This is a genomic window from Oculatella sp. LEGE 06141 (assembly GCF_015207605.1).
Lineage (GTDB): Bacteria > Cyanobacteriota > Cyanobacteriia > Elainellales > Elainellaceae > Oculatella.
Map to the genome: position 1 here is coordinate 1 of NZ_JADEWO010000083.1, position 20,736 is coordinate 20,736.

Annotated in this window: 18 protein-coding genes; 12 read left to right on the forward strand and 6 right to left on the reverse strand. The window is 50.7% G+C overall.

Features of this window, described 5'->3' with window-relative positions; translation table 11 throughout:
- The coding region (locus IQ268_RS29385) for an S-layer homology domain-containing protein (protein WP_193886547.1) at positions 1-656 on the forward strand (656 nt) is incomplete at its 5' end.
- 257 nt (positions 657-913) lie between these two features.
- Here the strand turns inward: IQ268_RS29385 and cobA are convergent.
- The 3 genes from cobA to IQ268_RS29400 form a co-directional block, all read right to left on the reverse strand.
- A complete protein-coding gene (gene cobA / locus IQ268_RS29390) occupies positions 914-1,675 on the reverse strand; it encodes a uroporphyrinogen-III C-methyltransferase (RefSeq protein WP_193886549.1) in 762 nt (253 codons plus the stop codon).
- Positions 1,676-1,754: 79 nt separating this feature from the next.
- Entirely contained in the window at positions 1,755-2,597 is an 843-nt protein-coding gene (locus IQ268_RS29395) for a sirohydrochlorin chelatase (protein WP_193886551.1), read from the reverse strand.
- A 23-nt stretch (positions 2,598-2,620) separates the two neighbouring features.
- Positions 2,621-3,178 (reverse strand): Dps family protein, encoded by a 558-nt coding sequence (locus IQ268_RS29400; protein WP_193886553.1) that lies wholly within the window; start codon positions 3,176-3,178, stop codon positions 2,621-2,623.
- A 494-nt stretch (positions 3,179-3,672) separates the two neighbouring features.
- Here IQ268_RS29400 and IQ268_RS29405 point away from each other — a divergent pair, with 494 nt between their 5' ends.
- On the forward strand, positions 3,673-4,215 hold the full coding sequence (locus IQ268_RS29405; protein WP_193886555.1) for a late competence development ComFB family protein: 543 nt from the start codon (positions 3,673-3,675) through the stop codon (positions 4,213-4,215).
- 103 nt (positions 4,216-4,318) lie between these two features.
- Here IQ268_RS29405 and IQ268_RS29410 read toward each other — a convergent pair whose 3' ends face one another.
- On the reverse strand, positions 4,319-5,233 hold the full coding sequence (locus IQ268_RS29410; protein ID WP_193886557.1) for a bestrophin family protein: 915 nt from the start codon (positions 5,231-5,233) through the stop codon (positions 4,319-4,321).
- A 209-nt stretch (positions 5,234-5,442) separates the two neighbouring features.
- Here IQ268_RS29410 and leuC point away from each other — a divergent pair, with 209 nt between their 5' ends.
- Both leuC and leuD read left to right on the forward strand, forming a co-directional pair.
- Complete coding sequence (leuC, locus tag IQ268_RS29415) at positions 5,443-6,855, forward strand: 3-isopropylmalate dehydratase large subunit (protein ID WP_193886559.1); 1,413 nt, start codon at positions 5,443-5,445, stop codon at positions 6,853-6,855.
- A 68-nt stretch (positions 6,856-6,923) separates the two neighbouring features.
- Entirely contained in the window at positions 6,924-7,526 is a 603-nt protein-coding gene (gene leuD, locus IQ268_RS29420) for a 3-isopropylmalate dehydratase small subunit (RefSeq protein WP_193886561.1), read from the forward strand.
- A gap of 42 nt (positions 7,527-7,568) precedes the next feature.
- On the opposite strand, the gene IQ268_RS29425 is transcribed toward leuD, so the two are convergent.
- Positions 7,569-8,033: a CYTH domain-containing protein gene (locus IQ268_RS29425; protein WP_193886564.1), complete on the reverse strand. Its 465-nt coding sequence runs from the start codon at positions 8,031-8,033 to the stop codon at positions 7,569-7,571.
- A 773-nt stretch (positions 8,034-8,806) separates the two neighbouring features.
- Between IQ268_RS29425 and IQ268_RS29430 the strand changes: the two genes are divergently transcribed.
- The 4 genes from IQ268_RS29430 to sds all read left to right on the forward strand — a co-directional run bounded on the left by IQ268_RS29430 (position 8,807) and on the right by sds (position 13,955).
- Entirely contained in the window at positions 8,807-10,636 is a 1,830-nt protein-coding gene (locus tag IQ268_RS29430; protein WP_193886565.1) for an N-acetylmuramoyl-L-alanine amidase, read from the forward strand.
- 84 nt (positions 10,637-10,720) lie between these two features.
- On the forward strand, positions 10,721-11,602 hold the full coding sequence (gene murI / locus IQ268_RS29435; protein ID WP_228035830.1) for a glutamate racemase: 882 nt from the start codon (positions 10,721-10,723) through the stop codon (positions 11,600-11,602).
- Between the two features lie 1,187 nt (positions 11,603-12,789).
- Entirely contained in the window at positions 12,790-12,927 is a 138-nt protein-coding gene (locus tag IQ268_RS29440) for a hypothetical protein (RefSeq protein ID WP_193886569.1), read from the forward strand.
- Between the two features lie 56 nt (positions 12,928-12,983).
- Positions 12,984-13,955: a solanesyl diphosphate synthase gene (gene sds, locus IQ268_RS29445; RefSeq protein ID WP_193886571.1), complete on the forward strand. Its 972-nt coding sequence runs from the start codon at positions 12,984-12,986 to the stop codon at positions 13,953-13,955.
- A gap of 82 nt (positions 13,956-14,037) precedes the next feature.
- On the opposite strand, the gene IQ268_RS29450 is transcribed toward sds, so the two are convergent.
- Entirely contained in the window at positions 14,038-14,514 is a 477-nt protein-coding gene (locus tag IQ268_RS29450) for a hypothetical protein (protein WP_193886573.1), read from the reverse strand.
- A 199-nt stretch (positions 14,515-14,713) separates the two neighbouring features.
- Here IQ268_RS29450 and hetZ point away from each other — a divergent pair, with 199 nt between their 5' ends.
- The 4 genes from hetZ to IQ268_RS29470 form a co-directional block, all read left to right on the forward strand.
- Positions 14,714-15,928: a heterocyst differentiation protein HetZ gene (gene hetZ / locus IQ268_RS29455; protein WP_193886574.1), complete on the forward strand. Its 1,215-nt coding sequence runs from the start codon at positions 14,714-14,716 to the stop codon at positions 15,926-15,928.
- On the forward strand, positions 15,921-16,976 hold the full coding sequence (locus IQ268_RS29460) for a hypothetical protein (RefSeq protein WP_193886577.1): 1,056 nt from the start codon (positions 15,921-15,923) through the stop codon (positions 16,974-16,976). Before hetZ ends, IQ268_RS29460 begins: the two co-directional genes overlap by 8 nt.
- 153 nt (positions 16,977-17,129) lie before the next feature.
- Positions 17,130-19,454 (forward strand): DUF3488 and DUF4129 domain-containing transglutaminase family protein, encoded by a 2,325-nt coding sequence (locus tag IQ268_RS29465; protein WP_193886579.1) that lies wholly within the window; start codon positions 17,130-17,132, stop codon positions 19,452-19,454.
- Between the two features lie 278 nt (positions 19,455-19,732).
- A partial coding sequence (locus tag IQ268_RS29470; RefSeq protein ID WP_193886581.1) for an AMIN domain-containing protein occupies positions 19,733-20,736 on the forward strand: 1,004 nt, incomplete at its 3' end.

Below are 20,736 nucleotides of genomic sequence, written 5' to 3' on the forward strand. Positions count from 1 at the left end.
GCCCCACACCGACCCCAACGCCGACCCCAAGCCCCACACCAGCTCCAGCAACCAGCTTCCGCGACATTGGGAATGATATTTATGCAGGTGAAATTCGGCAGGCGGTACAGTTAGGGTTTATTTCAGGATTCCCTGAGGACAACACGTTCCGCCCGCAAACGCCGCTAACTCGCGAACAGTTGGTATCGATGGTACTAGAATCATTGCGGCAGGTGCCCAACGCCAACGTGACGATTCCGACTCAGACCTCGACGAATCCGTTTAGTGATGTGAACGCATCGCGTTGGAGTGCTGCCAAGATTCAATTTGCCCGAAACAACAACATCATCAGCGGCTACCAGGATGGCACGTTCCGCCCAACCCAACCAGTGACACGAGCTGAGATGATGGCTGTGCTTCGCAGAACTGCCGAGTATGCCAGAACGCTCCAGGGACGCAGCACAACCCTTGAAGCGCGTCAGCAGCCGAGAGCCTTCTCAGATACGAGTGGTCACTGGGCGAATTCACTGATCACTCAGATGTCTACCTATTGTGGTGTTGCGTCACCAGTCAACGAGACGGGTACCACGTTTGCGCCAAATAGCCCAGCCCAACGGAATTATGCGGCAGCAGCCACATTAAGGATGGTGAACTGCGTTAGAACAGCCAACCAGTAACGCTATCTAAGTTCGTTGACCTGACATCACCAGCAAAAAGCCGCTCTACTGGAGCGGCTTTTTGCTGGCTGGGTTTTAGAGGATATCTCAAAAGTGCTAAGCTCCAACTCAAACCGCCCCCTAATCCCCCAATTTTGGCTTCGACGTGAGCGCTCAGCCGAACGGGGACTTCCGAATCAATTCTGTTTCAAAGTCCCCCAATTTTGGGGGATTTAGGGGGCTAATTTAGAATGTTGAGCCATTCTTCAGACACCCTCTTAGAAGCGTGGACGACAGCCCTCTAGAGTGGCGTGCAGGTTGATAACTGAACCAATGACGGCGATCGCCGGAGCGCTGAACCCGGTTAACTCAATTTGCGACACGATCGTTTCCAGGGTGCCAATCAGCTCTTCCTGTTCGGGGCGGGTGCCCCAGCGAACCAGAGCAATAGGGGTACTGGGTTTGATCCCTGCTTGCTGTAGCTGCTTAATAATGTATGGCAAATTGTGTACGCCCATATAGATCACGATGGTTTCAGACCCGTGCGCGATCGCTTGCCAGTTCACCGCTGGACGATACTTACCTGCCGATTCATGCCCCGTAACAAAAGTAATGGACGAACTGTGGGCACGGTGGGTTAACGGAATCCCGGCGTAGGCGGGAGCCGCAATGCCTGATGTCACCCCCGGAATTACCTCAACTGATATTCCAGCCTGCACCAGATCTTCCATTTCTTCTCCCCCACGACCAAACATGAAGGGATCGCCACCCTTCAGGCGAACGACAATCGCATGGGTTTGGGCTTTTTCAATCAATAGCTGGGTGATTTCCTCTTGCATTAACGAGTGCCGTCCGCGCCGTTTGCCCGCGTCAATTTGTTCCGCTTGCGGGTTAATCATGGCCAAAATCATGGGGCTGACTAGCGCATCATGCACAACCACATCGGCACTTTCTAGCAACGCTTTTCCTTTGAGGGTCAGTAAGCCCGGATCGCCTGGTCCAGCTCCGACTAAATACACTTTGCCTGAACAGTGCTGCATAGAAAGAATCAGTCAAAAATGGATAAAACAGAACGGCAAACGAAGGCTATTGTTCACACCTTATCGTCCATCCCTTTGACTAAATGTTATCTGTAATCACTTTTGCCAAAGCTGGACTGGCACCCAACGGCTGAGCTAACTGAAGCTGAATGTGAGGAAAGGTTTGGGATAACTGCTCCATTAGTTGAGCGATCGCATCGGTAATCCCCCCTGAGAACAGGAAGTACGGCAGAACCGTAATCTGCTGGCAACCTGTACTAACCAGGCTGGCGACTTGAGAATCAACACTGGGAGAAACAGCCCAATACGCTGGTATGGCTCCTACATCCGCCGCCAACGACTCGATCGCTTCACTGCTACCGGGTCGGCGGCTGCCGTGCGCCAATAAAATTTTGTGGGTGGCAGGTAACTCGTCAACGATGGCGTGCAACAGGCGTTTAAGACCGGGATAGCTTCCCAAATGCGCCCGTACGTTCACCTTTACCTGTTCTGCCAGCGCCCGTTGGGCGATCGCCACTTCTGCTGGAATATCCTCCATCACATGCACACCTTGCAACAAAAAGAGGGGCACCACTTCTACCGAAGCATTGAGCAGTGGAACCTCATTTTCCCTCAGGTGTGACACAAAACGCTGAGCAAACTGCTGAATCTGCTGGTGTAAGGGCTGTTCTGCCAGCTCCAACGTAGCCGAACCAAGCATCGGCAAGGTTGTGCTCCCCTGTAGGCCAGCAGCAGGTGCTAGCACGGGAAAGGGTGGGTGGCGATCGCCAGCAGGCAAACCCATGCATTCGGTTTGCCTGCTGGCGTACTTTGCTTGCAACTGCTCAGATAAATAACCCAGCAACCGCTCAACCTCGATCTGAGGCCGAGGGTCACGGCTGCCATGAGATACCAGTAGGTAAGCAGAGGCTTGATTTAGCAATGGTTTGGAGATGGCAACGCCACTTAGTTACTGCCATTTACCATTCTAAAGGCTGGAGTTAAGCTGTCGTGAGCCAGGAAGTGATCGAGGTGGAACGCGCGATCTTCTGTCTTCAGCAGAATTTGCTCATATAAATGACGAGTGGCGCGATCGCCCAAACTCTCAGCTTGCCCCGCCTGCCGACGCAACAGTTTGATGATGGCCTGTTCTGCAACCAAATCATGTTCGACCATTTGACGGCAAGAATAGACACCGTCTGATTCTGGCGTAAAACAGCACAGCTCTGCCAGTTTCGTAAAGCTTGCGACGGGAACGCCGCCCAATCCATTCAAGCGTTCACCAATCTCGTGAACATGCTCTTGCACAGCTTCATAGCCTTCCTGGAAAAATTCATGCAGCTGATAGAATTCAGCTCCTTCTACGACGAAATGATGCTTTTGATACTGCAAATACAATGCCTGAAAACTAGCTAAAGCAATGTTGAACCCCTCACAGACTGCGGTAGTGACATGTAACTCTAGCCCAATGGGATTCGCTTCAATTTGACCAAAGGACTGCACCATTGTTTCAGTTGTAGACATAATCTTATTCTCCTCTGCGAGGGCAACTACTTTTTGCTCTCTATATAGTCCTGAGCATATCTCTCAATCTATCTAGATTCAACTCGAAATGCAACTAATTCAAATCAAAGTTCAAACACAATCTTAATAGAATTAATTCTCACTAATATTGAAAATTTAACGCAAGAAATAATGGTGAACTGACGCAATTGAGCGGTAGTAAATTAATCTCAGTTGCCCCAATATTTCATCCAGTTTGAAATAAGAAGGATTTCATCCTATCGAAAAAATCTTTTGAGTAATCAAACCCAACCTTGACGCTCGTTGTGACGGTTTACGCTAAGTTAACAATTCTGGTTATCTCCCTGGGAATACTGATCTGAGACACCCCAGGCGGGTACTATTACTACTCTACTCAGCGCTTTATACTACTGAGTAGATGTACGTCAGTAGTTCAAGCAGGCATAACAGACGGTGTCTATTGCTCAAGAGAATTGAATCAGCAGAGGGCAACTATGGTGGAAATCTACAAGAATGCAATGGAACTTTTAGTGGCAGAAGAAGTGCAGCGGCAGCTCCAGTCTGTACCTCCTAGAATGGCTGCGTATGTCAAACACGTTGAGCTAACGGCTTATGCCCTCAATCAGTTGCCGGGGCTGTATGCCACCAGCCAGTCTGGGTTAGACCATCAACTCTGCAAGGGACGCTCTCAGTACAAACAGCAGATCGTTCAGGCTGTACGACACGCCTTTGCCGCCGTGAATCGCGATCCAATTCGTACGGTTGCTCCGCTGGAAGATTGCCAGAAACCCATGTTTTTGCAGGAAACACTCCGTCAACTGCGGCAACTGCTTAAAAACGACAAACTAGAATGGGAAACGCTGCCAACTGCCGTGGAGCAAGCTCTGATCCGAATTTCCCAGGGGCAGAATTTCTGGAACGTCCAATCCGCTTCTGCGGTAGGGCTTGATCCAACACTGCCAGACTCTGAGCGGTTAAGACAGGCTAGACAGCGAGTAACTCAATGGCGGCAACGGTTTCATAAAGATAGTTTGTAGGATGTGCAAATGGGTAAGAGAGTCTGTCATTCCTTGACCGCCCATGTCCGTTGAATTACGGCTTGCTACACAGCCTGTGATGCGAGCCGCTATGTGTCTATTGCTAATGGCTAATTTCCTGTAGAGAGTCAGTAGAATTACTTGGACTCAACATCATCAAGTCTTCAATGTTGTGTAGCATTGTGCTGCACATAGCATCCAGCGGTAAGTCGTTTGCATCGGTGCCAAAGGGGTTTTCGATCTCAACTCCAATTTCTTCGATACCGAATAGCGTGAAGCTGACCAAAGCAACGATTAACCCAGTCCACCACTGTAGGCCGCTCACCAGTTGAAACGGTAAGGCCAGACAATACAGCAGCAATAATTGTTTGAGGTGAATGGCATAGGCCATTGGAATAGGAGTCTTGAGAATCCGTTCACAACTTCCCAGGTGATCAACTAATAGATTAAGCAACTGTTGCATTGCTATTCGTTGATGAACATTGAGGCGATCGCTCTGATACTGCCGCTGCAAGTAATCCTCAATCCAGAAGGCAATTTCCAATGGAGGATTATTCATCAATTTAAGTTTGCTGTAGCGAGAATGCGACAGCAGTGTTTCTAGTTCGCTATTAACGGGCTGTTGCCGCAAATGCAGCTTGGTGGCAACAGCAAAGGCCACTAATAAATAGAGAGTCGCTTTTTTGTCCTGGCGATCGCCGGGGTTTTCTTCAATTCCAATCGTCCAAATCTGGCGGGCTAAATTTCGCACCGTGTTAATGATGCTGCCCCACATCTTTCGCCCTTCCCAGAAGCGTTCGTAGGCAGTATTGGTGCGAAAAACTAGCAGCAATCCCAAAACAATATTTGGAATTAAACTGGCTAAGAGAGGAGCTGAGACAGGCATTCCCAGCCAGTGCAGCAGAGAAATCATTCCGCCAAACCCACCACACGCCAGCGATCGAGGCAAAACAGCCGGAATGACAGATCCGCGTAACCTGAGAGTATCCCGTAGCCACGCCCACTTAATCAACACCATACGACCTCGATTGCAATGCTGGATTAATCATGGCTCAATCTTTTTCTGGTGAATGAATGTCGAACGAATTTTGTGGTCTGGCAATCGCCTCAGGGTGAATCGGTTGCCTTCTGTTCCCTCATGTAGTCAACTCCGGTAGTGGTTCTCAGACTGAGCTAAAATGGTGGACTGACTCTTCAAACACTTCGACAGAGCAACACCACACAGTCATGAGCAAAGGGACGCTGTTCGATAAGGTCTGGGACTTACACACCGTTGGCACGCTGGCTTCAGGGCAGACGCAACTATTCATTGGGTTACACCTGATCCATGAAGTCACCAGCCCTCAAGCCTTTGCCATGCTGCGAGAACGGGGGCTGAAGGTGCTGTTTCCCAACCGCACGATCGCCACAGTTGATCATATTGTGCCCACCGAGAATCAAGCACGCCCCTTTGCTGATTCATTAGCCGAAGAAATGATGCAGGCGTTAGAGAAAAACTGCCAGGACAATGACATCACTTTCTACAACGTAGGCTGTGGCAATCAAGGAATTGTGCATGTGATTGCCCCCGAATTAGGGTTAACCCAGCCGGGCATGACCATTGCTTGCGGTGATAGCCATACGTCTACCCACGGAGCATTTGGGGCGATCGCCTTTGGCATTGGCACCAGCCAGGTTCGTGACGTTTTGGCATCGCAAACGCTGGCTTTGTCAAAGCTGAAGGTGCGGAAAATTGAAGTCAACGGCACGCTCAATCCCGGTGTTTACGCCAAAGACGTAATTCTACACATCATTCGCACGTTGGGCGTAAAAGGGGGCGTAGGTTACGCCTATGAGTACGCTGGCACCACCTTTGAGCAGATGAGCATGGAAGAACGCATGACCGTCTGCAATATGGCCATTGAGGGGGGCGCTCGTTGTGGCTATATCAACCCCGATGCCGTCACGTTTGAGTATCTCAAGGGGAGAGATTTTGCACCTCATGGTGCCAGTTGGGATAAAGCGGTGGAGTGGTGGACGCACATTCGCAGTGATGCTGACGCTGACTATGATGATGTGGTTGTATTTGATGCGGCTGAGATTTCGCCAACGGTCACCTGGGGAATTACGCCGGGGCAAGGAATTGCTATCAACCAGCCTGTGCCGCTGCCTAACGACCTGCCCGCAGCAGAGCGACCGATCGCAGAAGAAGCCTACCAATATATGGATCTCAGCCCTGGTACCCCGATTCAGGGCACCAAGATTGATGTCTGCTTTATTGGTAGCTGCACCAATGGACGCATCAGCGACCTGAGAGAAGCCGCTAAAATTGCCAAAGGTCGGCATGTGGCGGAGGGCATCAAAGCCTTTGTAGTTCCTGGCTCAGAACGGGTGAAGCAGCAAGCCGAAGCCGAAGGACTCGATCGCATTTTTCTGGATGCTGGGTTTGAATGGCGCGAACCGGGTTGTTCGATGTGTTTAGCCATGAACCCTGATAAGTTGCAGGGGCGGCAAATTAGCGCGTCCTCCTCTAACCGCAACTTTAAAGGACGGCAAGGATCGTCGTCTGGACGAACCCTTTTGATGAGTCCCGCGATGGTGGCGGCGGCGGCCATTACAGGTCAGGTGTCGGATGTTCGCAGCTTATTGGCCTCCCAGTAATTGCACAATTGCACTCGTTCACAGTCCCTCAGTTCAGTCATTGTCAGTCATTGGTGGAGCCGGTTGATATGAGTCAGGTAAAAACCGTTTTGGGTCGAGGAATTCCGTTAGTGGGCAACGATGTGGACACCGATCGCATCATTCCTGCCCGGTTTCTCCGGTGTGTTACCTTTGATGGCTTAGGAGAACAGGTATTTGCAGACGATCGCGCTCAAACGCACGGACAGCATCCGTTTGATCAGCCTCAGTATCAGGGTGCCAACATTCTGGTTGTCAACGGTAACTTTGGCTGCGGTTCGTCGCGAGAACATGCGCCCCAGGCGATCGCCAAGTGGGGCATCCAGGCTCTAGTGGGTGAAAGCTTTGCCGAAATCTTTTTGGGAAACTGTGTAGCAATGGGCATTCCCTGTGTTACCGCAGATCCCAATACCGTAAAACAGTTACAAGAGCGGTTGATGGCCAGTCCAGAGGTGCCGATTCAGGTGAATCTAGACACCATGCAGGTGAACTGTGGCGATTTCTCTGCGCCAATCGTCATGGGCGACGGAGCAAAAAACATGTTTCTGGCGGGCACCTGGGATGCCTGTGGACAACTGGTCGCTCAAGCCGATGCCATTCGGAAGACAGCGGCTCAGTTGCCCTATCTTTCCTGGAGCGATGTTGTAGCGTAGCGAGTGGTTCTGCTTGCACCCTCCAACGATGGATCAATCCCTTCACCAACGGCTGAAGGGATGTTTGGCAAGGCTAGCGTTGAAGTAACGAACGTCATGGGACACTTCTTCGCCAAGCCAGGTCGGTCGGTCAATAATTTGGTCGGCAGCGGTTAATTCCACTTCAGCCACAATTAACCCTTGATTGTCACCCAAAAATTCATCGACTTCCCAAACCACGGTTCCAATCGGAATTTTATAGCGAACTTTTTCGATCAGAGGGCGATCGCACAGGTTCTCCAACAGATCTTCTGCATCGGCCAGGGGAATAACATACTCAAATTCAGAGCGAGAAACGCCGCGTGTTGCGCCTTTAATCGTCAAATAACCAATATCGCCTGCTACGCGCACGCGCACGGTGCGTCCCGGCTCCGATGAAACATATCCCTGCCGATAAACGATGCCTTTGGATAAGGAACGCCAATCGTTGCCCGTGACCAAAAACTTACGTTCAATCTCGATCGCCATATTGCCTCATCAGTCGCTTAGCTAGATTCAACGATACAAACGATACAAGTGTGAAGACTTCGATCTGCGGTATCAGGATTGTAGACTCAAAGACGCTTAAGCTTTACACTGAAACACCTGAACGTTCTGAAGTTTATCATCTGAATCCTTAGATTCAACGTCCGTTTGATCCACGATTCAGTGATCTGAAACATCTGATCTCTGGGGTGCGTCCAGTCGCGTGTAGACTCTGACCTACAATCTAACGGCAGATATCACAACAGCTATAACCGTAGCCCACTCAAGCATTCACCTGTCTCTAGCCTGGATTCCCTCTAGTTCTACTGTAAGTCAGCCTCATGGGTACCCTGACGCTGAAACACAATAGCTAACCCGGTTACTCCTGGCTACACCACACACACTTGACTTTCATAGTTGGTTACTGTCGATCTCCAATTCATCACAATCGCGGTCAATTATTTCACTGCCAACAGAGCCTACTTGAAATTGGACTGTGCCCTTTGCCGGTTATTCAGTTTTGAGCGTGGAGTTCTGAAAAGGTGAAGCTAGCTTGTCAACCTAAATCAGTGTTTGCACGGTTATACCTGAGCCGCCATATTTCGTAACCTGGCGCGATGCTGTATAGTCAGCTACGGCACTGTGATGAGGGTTGGCTTCTACCACATGGCGATTCTCAAGGGAAAGAGATCTACAGTCCACTGCGTCTCAGAACCCAGGCTGAAACGCCAGCATTTTAGACGACTCGACTAGAGCAAAAAGGAGAATTCGCGCCTGTGAGATTTCATTGGTTAGTGCCCAGCCTTGTGGGTTGTGTCAGTTCCCTGGTGATTACGCTTCCGGCAGAAGCCGCTACGCTTCAATCTTGGCGGTTTGATGCCAGTCGCAATCAACTCACATTTACAACCGAAGGTGGCGTTCAACCCCGTGCCCAGCTCATTGCCGACCCAACTCGTCTGGTAATCGATCTTCCCGGAACCACGCTTGGGCGACCGGGAACGAGTCAAGTGGTTGGGGAGGCGATTCGAGAAGTGCGAGTAGGGCAGTTTGATGCTCAAACGACTCGCATTGTGATTGAGCTGAATTCGGGTTATACCCTGAATCCGCAAGGGGTTCAAGTACGAGGGGCAACCCCTTCTCAATGGACGGTTCAACTCCCCACCCCTGAGCGAGTTGAACCTAGTGCCACTGTGGTCACACCACCGATCGCCAACACGCCCTCACCAAACCTGCCTCCCACTGAAAGTGTCGCCGATACACCAGCGGTGTCGGGTGCGACAACGCAATTAGAAAGTGTGCGCGTTACGCCAGATGGCTTTTTCTTGCGGACAACGGGCGATGCCCCGGCTATTAACGTCGATCGCAGCCGCAACCGTCGCCAGATCACTATCGATTTAGCTGGAACCGCTATTTCTCCTCAACTCACCCAGCGCCAGTTGGACGTAAACCGTAATGGAGTGGGTCGTTTAGAGATTACGCAGGCTGAAACCTCTCCCCCGGTTGCCCGCCTGACGCTTGACCTGACCAATCCAGGAATTGAGTGGCGAGCAACAGCCAGCAACTTTGGCGGAATTGTAGTTGTCCCTACCAGTGGTGCGATCGCCCGAACCGAAGATGATAGCAACGATGACGAACCTGAAATCGAAGCAACGGCGGCTGAACCAGCCACGATTGAAGCCATTGAACTGGCTAATGGCAACACACAGCTTTTAATTAGAGCCAATCAACCGTTGACCTACACTAGCGGTTGGGATCGAGCCACAGCCGCCTACCAAATTACTATTCCCTCCGCCCGACTAGACGATAGCGTTGAAGGGCCTCAACTGGATTCCGGCAGTCCTCTGATGCGTGTACGTCTGCGTCAAGAGAGTGAGGATACGGTTGTTGTCCTGGTTCAACCCGCGACTGGCGTTCAAATTGGCAGTTTAAACCAGCCCAGTGGCTCCCTGCTCGCCCTGGAATTGCAGCGATCGGCGGCCATTGCGGTTCCATCTCCCACGTCCACAGCCGTACCGCCCTCAACCGCTCAGGCACCCGTTTCACTCCCAGGCGTTTCGAATAGCCGTGTCGTAGTGGTGATCGACCCAGGTCATGGTGGCCCTGACCCCGGTGCGGTCGGCATCAACGGGCTGCGAGAAACTGAGATCGTTTTACCTATTGGGATACAGGTAGCATCATTGCTGCAACAGCAAGGAATTCAAGCGATTCTCACCCGTCAAGACGAACGCGATCTAGATTTAGCACCGCGTGTTCAAATTGCCGAACGCTCAAACGCTGACCTGTTTGTTAGTATTCATGCCAATGCCATTAGCCTGAGCCGACCCGATGTCAATGGCATTGAGACCTATTACTATTCCAGTGGCGGTTTGCCGTTGGCTCAAACGATTCATCGTAGTATTCTGCAAGGAACCGGGATGACCGATCGCGGCGTCAGGCAAGCTAGATTCTATGTGATACGAAACACGTCTATGCCCGCTGTTCTGTTAGAAGTAGGATTTGTCACCGGAAGAGATGATGCCGCCCGCCTGTCCGACCCGGCTTTTCGCAACCAGATGGCAGCCGCGATCGCTCGCGGTATTCTGCAATATGTTCAACAAAACCTGTAATTGATTTGAATGCAAAAACCTGTGTCTAACGCTTCTGTGCCCCCCATATCTGGCTCTGTAGACCTGCCGTTGATTCGTTCAACCCTGCCCCACGCTCCGTCCCAGACGTTTCAAGCCCCCGTTGCCGTTCCAGATCAACCACAACGGTTCAGGATCGGCGTTTTTGATAGCGGCGTGGGTGGGCTAACGGTATTGCGAGAGCTTTACCGCCAGTTACCAACGGAATCGCTTCTCTATTTTGCAGATACCGCTCGGCTGCCGTATGGTACTCGCTCCCAGGCCGAAATTTTGCGGTTTGTGCGCGACATTTTAACCTGGATGCAGCAACAGCAGGTCAAGATGGTGGTTATGGCGTGTAATACCAGCTCGGCTCTGGCGCTAGAAACGGTGCGCTCAGAATTTGATTTTCCAATTTTGGGTGTTATTCTGCCGGGTGCCCGTGCTGCGGTTCAGGTGGGCCAGCGGATTGGGGTCATTGCCACTCCGGCCACTGCTGCCAGTAATGCTTACCGACGGGCGATCGCCGAGGTTGATCCTACGGTTCAGGTTTGGCAAATTGGCTGCCCCGAATTTGTGCCGCTAATTGAACAAAATCGATTGTCTGAGCCGTATACTCATCTCGTCGCCCAGGAATATCTCGCGCCGCTGCTAGATCATCAAATCGATACGCTGGTTTATGGTTGCACCCACTATCCTCATCTGGCACCAGTTTTAAGGACGATTCTGCCAGCTACAGTTAGGCTAGTTGATCCAGCCGTTCATGTTGTAGGTGCAGTGGCTCAAGAGCTAGACTTACTCGGCTTAAGAGAAACCTGTCCTCCCCTACCCACTCGGTTTTGCGTTAGCGGCAGCACCAACCATTTTGCTCAGTTATCGGCGCAATGGCTAGGATGTACTCCGGTTGTAGAACAGATCGATGTTCGAACATTGGCCTGTCAATCGGTATCTTTGGAATCGGCGGAGTAGCACAATAAAAAGGGGTGAGAAACACCTCACCCCTTCGGCATACATTGAATTTCGGAAACAAATTTTGTCGGTCATTTCTCTTTCCCAATTCAGCCAGATTGCAACAGACTGCTAAAGCCTGTTGCAACTTGAACCTATTGTCTGGTTTAAGAAAAAAACCCTGTCGGCAGCGTTAACGCTACCAGTGAAACCAGAACATCAATTACCTGATGCTCTCACCAATAAGGCAGGGGAGATGGGGCTAAACCGTACTAGGCACGCGATCGCTGTTGAACTAACATCAACAGCACATACACCGCCAGCAGATAGCCCGTTGCCAGAAAAGGGATAATCAGTGGCACACCGTTGTAAGTCATATTACAATCCAATAATCAATTCAAGGTTTGCTAGCTTAAGACGCGCAGAACATCAAGAACTACACAAATGCATATGCGAACTGTCTGGCATGCTGATAAGTCAACATGTCACTCAGACCTCAATAAATGGCTAACCAGAATTGCTATAGACTCATTAAACGCTGACACCGACTTTGCTGATTTTTAGACCAACACAAAAATGTGGCTATCTACCAGCACCCCTCTTGCTTTACTAGAAAACAAGCAGGCTTGTCGGCATGAGACTCTTAGATGCTTCAGATTGAACCCTAGGGCAAAATCCGAAATCCAAAGAATCGAACCTTAACATCAGCGCCTATGGAGCTTACGCAACCTTGCCTGTGCTGAACCTATGAAGTTTTGAAATCCTTAATATTTAATCTAACATAGGAAACCGGTCATTGTGGCAGGAATGTGCAATAGTCTTGATAAGTTTACATAGCTAAAAATTGGTCAACCTATAAGCTCAGGCTAATTCCGAGCCTGAAATAATCTCCGGCGTTAACGGGTCGTCTGTACTATTACCGAGCGAGTTATTACGCATTAAGTACGGGTCACGGCAGTCAGTAGATCTACGAGAATTGCCTTGTCACTCTACAAATCGAAACTGAAAATCAAAACTGAGCAACCCGCTATATAGAAAATATATAGAGAACAGAGAGCGATCGCTTTAAGGGGGATAAACGTGCAAACGTGCTGCATTCGTCCCTTTTTCCGATATGCCTGAACTTTAAGTTCCCATACGTTCCCAATAGGGACGACTTCAGTGCCAGTGCTGTTTCAAGTCCCCATACTGGGGCTGTGGAGGACGGCTTGAGGATCAACTCAGCATTCTTTAAACGCGCTCTCAGCCGTATTCTGGTGATCTATTCCCTGGCGATCGCCCTGATGGGAGAGTTAATTCCAGATCATCTCAATTCAAATGCAGCAGATACGGAAGGCTTACCTTAGAATGAATAATAAGGATATGTAAAATTTCGTAACTTAACGCCAAAATCGGCCTGTCCATGACCTCAGCGACCTCTCTCTTTTCCCCTATCGAAGCAGATCTATGTTTGCTTGTGGAGAACCTGAAGCAGTTAGTTGGTGCAAAGCATCCCATATTGTACGCCGCAGCAGAGCATCTCTTTGGTGCACGGGGAAAACGATTGAGACCGGCGATCGTCCTTCTCATCTCCAGAGCAACGATGCCTGAACAAGACATCACATCCAAGCATCGACGGCTAGCGGAAATCACTGAAATGATCCATACCGCCAGCCTGGTGCATGACGACGTTGTAGACGAATCAGAGCTACGGCGGGGTGTGCCAACGGTTCACAGCAGCTTTGGCAACCGAGTTGCTGTCTTGGCGGGCGATTTTCTGTTTGCTCAATCGTCCTGGTATTTAGCCAACCTCGACAACTTAACCGTTGTAAAGCTGCTGTCAGAAGTGATTATGGATCTGGCTGAAGGCGAAATTCAGCAGGGTCTGAATCGATTTGACACAGACTTATCAATCGAAGCGTATTTAGAGAAAAGCTACTACAAAACCGCATCGCTGATTGCCAACAGCTCAAAATCAGCAGGATTGTTAAGTGGCGTTTCGGCTGAAATGGCAGACAATCTGTATCATTACGGTCGGGATCTAGGTTTAGCCTTTCAAATTGTCGATGATATTCTCGACTTCACAGGTTCAATTGATTCCTTGGGTAAACCTGCCGGGTCTGATCTAAAGAGCGGCAATCTCACCGCCCCCGTGCTATACGCACTCGAAGAAAAGCCCTATTTAGAAGTATTGATCGAACGAGAGTTTGCTCAGCAAGGAGATTTAGAGCAGGCGATCGCCCTCGTCAAGGATGGTCATGGCATTGAACGCTCCCGTGAATTAGCAGCCAAGCACGCTCAGTCTGCGGCTCAGTTCATCTCAGTGCTGCCTCCCTCCGAGTCGCGGCAGGTGCTGATTGAGCTAACCGACTACGTTCTTAGCCGTCTTCACTAATCGTCAACCTTGCCGTTCCCGCAAAGCAACCGAAACAACTGCGAACGAAGATGCATTAACTACGCAGGCATTTGCGGTTGAACTACGCAATATTGGGCGGCAGGTCGGTCGCGTCGCGAGACTGTTGCAAGTAGAGCTTGATCAGATTTTGCAGGTCATCGCGGTTGACCTCGGTTCCGGCGTTGGTGTTGCCCGACGTTTCAAAAAACACAACGCTATCAACGGCCTTAATTGCAATGAGCTGAAACAAGATATGGGTCACAGGAATGGGCAACGCTACCAGTTGCGGATCTTTAACGGAGTGAGGCCCGCTGGTCACATCCTTTAGCGTTGGAAAGGCATAGATCACATTCTTGGCCAAATCTGGCTGCGTGCGATTGCTGAGTGTCGTCATCACCCAATTTTGCTCCAGGGTTTGCAACACATAGTATTGGGCGTGGTTCAGTTGATTGGCGATCGCCTTGAGCGCAGGAGCAATGGCTGCAATCGCCGCAGGAGTCGTGCCATCTTGCGGTGCTTGGTCAATCAACACCTGAATCTGTTGGTCTAAATCATTCATGACAACGTCAACTAGCAACAGCAATTGCTTTTCAGTCTAGACCAGACATTGCCTAGCGATAAATTTTGAACCACTCAGCTTGATCTGGCTCCGGAACCGAGTGTTTATACTTAAGTGCAAGATCCTGCTTTAAGGAATCAACGCACAAATTTCACATTAGAGCCCATTACTTCAAAAGTCTTTTGTAAGAATTGATGAAATGTGGTGGCTTGCATCTGAGTGTGCTAACTTTGTAGCGACCATTCACCATCAGGGGAGATCGTACCCAAGCGTGGAGGCGATTTTTCAGCTGTTACTTCAAGAACTCAAGCAGTCCACCCAGGCTTCAGAACAGAACTGTCGAGATGTTGCTGCTCGTTTAGCGAGCGAAGTGACTCGAATCTGTTCTGAGAGTAAGCGTATTCAATCATCTGGTGAAGTAGACACCTGGTCTACCACCCTCGCTCGTCACCGACTCAAGCTATGTTTCAAGTATTACCAGCTCGGTTCCCATCGGGGAAGGGTAGAATTACATAGCACACTGAGTGCTGTTGTTTACCGTTACATTACACCACCCCAGGTGCAGTCTAGCTATCAAGCTCGATTGTCACTTATAGAAGACTTCTTGCAAGGCTTCTACATCGAGGCGTTCAACGCATTTCGTCGTGAAAATCAACTGCCAACCAACTACCATCCCCGAACGTTGTTGGAATTAGCAGAGTACATGGCGTTTGCTGAACGATACGGCAAACGTCGTATTCCCCTACCGGGACGGCGAAGTCAACAGCTCATTATTTTGCGAGCACAAACGTTCTCTCAACAGCAACCACCTGAAACCAGCGTGGACATGGAGCAAGCCGCAGAGAGCGCTTCTGGCGAATCTGACTACAGCCGCAACTCGGCTCCCGTGCAGCAAGTGCGTGAGCAAATGGTGGCGCTGGAGCCAGAACTAGAAGAAGATGCCCTTCGTCATGCCGTTGTGCATGAATTGATGGGCTACTTGGAAGAGCGTCAACAGCAAGATTGTGCCGACTATTTCGCGCTACGGCTACAAGACTTACCCGCCAGTGAAATCGAATCTATTTTAGGGCTTACCCCCCGACAGAGAGATTACTTGCAGCAGCGGTTCAAGTACCATCTAATTCGGTTTGCGTTGTCCCACCATTGGGAACTGGTGCATCAATGGCTAGAAGCGGATTTAGAGCGTAATTTTGGTTTAACGCCACGCCAGTGGCAGTTTCTTCATTCGCGCATTAACCCGCAACAAGTCAAACTGCTCCATCTTAAACAGGAAGGGGTGCCTGAAGCCGTCATTTCTCAAGCGTTGGGCTGCACTGCAACTCAAGTTCAGAAGCAGTGGTCAAAATTATTAGAGCAAGCTTGGGAAATTCGCAACAATTTAGTATCCGGAGCAGGGACAACAACCGATGAATAGGTATCCAGAAGCCATAAACGCTTTTTTGGCTTGGCTATTGCAAGATCCGAACCAAACTGTTTCAGCGCCATCAGGGAAACACTCCAGCCGTTTGGCTGGACCAGATGAGTTTGGATCGTCGGACTTGCAGTGGTATGACCTGGACTCGCTCAATTTAGACGAGGTTGAGGTCATACCTCATGACCTCGATCGATTGAGCCACTTTCCGTTTCAGGAAGGTACATTCCTAGAACTTGGAGATACACCTGCCGTGCAAGAACGTTTCTATGCATTACTTAAGCGTCGACTCCGCGCTGAGATCGAACGCAACCCGCCTCTGTTCCCCTGGGAATCAGAGGTTTACGATTACAGTTCTGAACGCCCTGACTGGGCGACCCCCGAGATAGTTCCCGGCAAGCTCTGGACTATTCAATTGCAAAATTTGAATCTTCCTGTGCCGATGCCGGAAGCATTGCTGCTGAATTTGTTTGAACAGTGTCAATCTGTGGTTGAGTCGTCGTTGCGCGAAGGCGCAAAATTGGTTCGAGCAGTAGAAGCCTTGTTTCCGGGGCAAGATGCTGCTCTCAACCAGTTGGCCGGTTACGTAATGGCGTCTCCTTCACGTTCTGGTGCTTCAGCAACGCAATCTCGCCTGGGCACCGCTGATTTTCCTGGACACTATGAGTCGGCAACCACCGCTCAACAAATGGCGTTATCGCTGATTGCAGCTAAGGAGATTTTAAATTCTCTGACGCTAACCGTATCGCCAAACCAGCCGAAAGCAGAACGTTGCTGGCAAACAGAAGCAGGGCTACTGACGCTGGAGATTGAATATCAACCCCAGTCGGTTCGCCGATTGAGGGTTCAGGGGCAGCTCCCTTGCGAAGGCAGCATTCGTTTTCAGAATCAGGAAGCGCAATCTGCTGCCCAGCGAGCCACGCCAGGTTATGTCAGTGTAGAACTGTTTAATCCAGACCCTTATCGAATTTATTCACTTGAGGTTCAGCTTAGGGATGTTGATCATCCCCCGATAATCTTTGCGATTCAATCGGAGTTTGAACCAGACTAGTCGATCTTTGATAAAAGCCCGTTAACTTAAAAAGCGCTTTCAAAGCTTGGCTAGAGTTGGGAGTTTGGAGCTAGAAATCAGGAAGTAGGGCATACTAATTAACCAGTATGATCCTGGATTGGCTGAGTTCTAGCTCCAAAATTCCTTTCCTGTATGTCGAATCGCTCCATTGAACCGCATCGTTCGTTCGCTTCTGTCTTTAAGAAATTGCGGCAGCAGTTTGAGACGATACCGTCGCCTCAGCCAGAGGACTCCCTCTTACTAAGGGTGCTTGTCCAAGCATTGGTCAGTGTGGGCATTATCGCCACAGATATTGCCGCTGCCGATATTGCTGATCCGCTTGGTATTAGCGTATGGGCTGTGCCAGTGAGTGCGGTGGGAGCAAGCTGGAGCTGGTTTCGCCGCTATAGCCGCAACATTCCAGTAAAGTTTTGTATTGCGATCGCCATGCTTGTTGCACTGGCGATTTTTTTAATGAGCCTGATTAACCAGGAAAACGACACGCGACTGGTATTGGCCGCGCTGTTGATTCAGCTTCAGGTGTTCCACAGTTTTGATTTGCCACGCCGCAAAGACCTGGGATACTCGATTGTGATTGGGCTGATTTTGTTAGGAGTAGCGGCAACGATTAGCCAGACTCTGGCGTTTGCGCCGATGCTGCTGCTGTTTCTGGCGATCGGTCTGCCAGCACTGGTTTTAGATTATCGCTCTCGTTTGGGGTTACTGTCCCAACGAGTTCAGGAGGTTAGTGCGGGTCTATCGCTAAAGCGGCTAGGCGTTGTTTTGCTGATTACGGTGGGATTAGGGCTGACCATTTTTGCAGTACTGCCCCGCTTTCCGGGATATCAACTCCGTACCTTTCCGGTCAGTAGCCCAATTGAGTTTGAAGGGCAGTTTGACGGTTCGACCATTATTAACTCTGGCTATGTTCGAGAGGGCAAAACGGGCACTGGAAGCAGCTCTGGATCGGGTGGAAATGTTGAGCGTGGCCCCGGTCAATTGGATGCCAATGTTTACTATGGCTTCAACGATCGCATCAACCAGAACCTGCGGGGTGAGATGCAGCCGAAGGTGGTGATGCGAATTCGATCTCAGGCTCCTGGCTTCTGGCGCGTCATGGCCTTCGATCGCTACAACGGGCAAGGATGGGAAGTGTCGCGCAATGACGAGGCGCAGATCCAAAAGCTGAATCGACCCAGTTGGAGCTACCGCTTTAATTTGCCTCTGCTGTTAACGTTTAACCGAACGCGAGAGGTGGTTCAGTCTTATACGGTCACGGCTGATTTGCCGAATCTAATTCCAGCACTATATGAACCGAAGGAACTGTACTTTCCGACGCGAGAGGTGGCGCGAGATTTGGAAGGGGGGTTGCGATCGCCCATTCCCTTATCGGAAGGATTGACCTACACCGTCGTCTCTCAGGTGCCCTACCGCGATCGAACTCGGCTACGGCAATCGACCCAGACCTATCCCCCTAACATTCGCGACTACTACTTACAAATTCCTGATGCGTTGACCGATCGCCTGCGGCAAACGACGAACGACATTTTGGCAGCGGCTCCAACCCAACCCACCGCACCATCCGAGCAAGCGCTATATCTGGCCCAATATCTCAAACAAAATTATACGGTTCAGTCTGATTTAGGCTTTCTAGAAGAAGACGAGGATTTAGTAGACACCTTCTTGTTTAAGGCGAAGGGAGGCTACCCTGACCACTTTGCGACAACATTAACCATGATGTTGCGATCGATCGGGATTCCAGCGCGGCTAGTGGTCGGATTTGGCTCAGGCGAATTCAATCCGTTTACAGGATTTTATGTGGTGCGAAATACGGATGCCTATGCCATGACTGAGGTGTACTTTAACCGATACGGCTGGCTCTCGTTTGACGCGATTCCTGGACATGAGGTGGAACCCGTCTCGGTTGAAGACTCGCGTGTTTTTAGCGTCCTGCGACAATTTTGGCACTGGATTGCAGGTTGGTTGCCATCTCCCGTAACAGGAGTTCTTAGTTTCCTGTTGGAACGCCTTGCGGCTGGCTTGGGTGGGGCGATCGCCTTTCTGGTTTCTCTGTTTTCAAACGGCTGGAGGGGAATACTGGCAGCACTGGGATTGATTACCAGTTTGGGATTTCTGGGATGGTTAGGCTGGAACAGTTGGCAGAGCTGGCGCTATCGCTGGTGGCTTGCCCGTCTGCCAGCGATGGAGGCGCTGTATCAACACATGCTGCATTGGTTAGCAGATCAAGGCTTTCATAAGGCACCGTTTCAAACCCCGCTGGAGTATGCTCAGCAGTTAGAGAGCCACTATGATGCTGCCCATGCTGAGATTATCGAAGAAATTGCCCAGGCATACGTTCGTTGGCGCTATGGCCAGCATGTTGCCAATCTGGATGGGTTGAGGCAGCGATTCCAGACGTTGCAGCGCACATCAAAGCGATCGAGCGATCGGCATTCACAGAGGGTTGGAAAGCGTTAGGTTACTTGATCATCTTTCCTGACTCTGTTTACCCAAATGGATGCATCTTCATCGGTTGGTAGGAGTTGCCGAATTCACGGCATCGACGGCTGGCAGATGTTCCAGTGTCCTTGTCTGGTTCAATCACATTGGGTTAACTTTTTGATGATGAGAGCCTAAATTCATTAAACTTGACACCATACTGACGGTTGAGAACGTTTAACCGCTACATCTAGCATCAGGGTTGCAAGTAGGGATCACGGGGAGATTTACGCCAAACGCTGGTGGGATTAGGACGTATGCAGAACACTACAACACTGGGACGAAAGATTTGGGCTGGAGTTGGAATCGTAGCTTTGTCATCGATTAACCTACCGTTAGCAATGCATCTGGCAACTGGAACCACAGTTCTGCTGGCTCTGGCATCGGCAGGGCAGGCTGCAACGTTAACGAACTGGCAATTTAACCCGGGCACCCGGCAACTCGAAATCCTGGTTCCAGAAGGAACAACGCCGCGTTACTTCTTGTTGGCCGAGCCAGCCCGAATTGTGCTGGATTTACCTAATACCCAGATTGGTGCTGTTCCGGTAGAGCAAGGTTATTCCGGCGCGGTACGCCAAATTCGCATTGCCCAATTTCAACCAGACCTGGCACGAATTGTAATTGAGCTAGCGCCTGGTGTTGCGTTTGCTCCGGGGCAGGTTGAGTTACAGCGGGTTGCCGCAGATGGCAGCGCCAGTAGTGGTAGTGGAGCGGGCGATCGCTGGATTTTACGTCCTCTGCTGGCGGATGATACATCGACTACCGCCGCAGCGTCGCCCCCTGCTCAAGCCGCTGAGCCAATGGTTCCCCGGATCGAATCCACGACCCCTGCATCACCTTCCCCGACGGCTCCCTCAGTGACGACAAATCTGCCTCCTCTAGAGCCGAATGCAATCGAAATTCCGGTGGTACGGGATGAGGCGGCTCCACCCAATACCGCTGTAGCAGAATCAACCGTCCCTGATACGGCACCTGCGATCGCCCCCAGCCCGGTACCTAGCTCTGCAACTGTTGCGCCCGAAGTCCCTGCTCGTCAGGAGACACCCGAACCACAGACTGACCAACCCGCTACGGCAGTTCAGGCTCCAACCACATTCCCCCCTGCCACTTTTTCGAGCGATCGCCCTGCCACCATTAGCGTGCCCCCGCTGACAGCCCCTGCCAGTAGCGCTGCCGCAATGCCGCCTGCCCGTAACCAACCAACCCCTCCAGGCGCTCAAGTGAGCGTTCCGCCACTACAAACGGCTGCCCCCTCCGCACC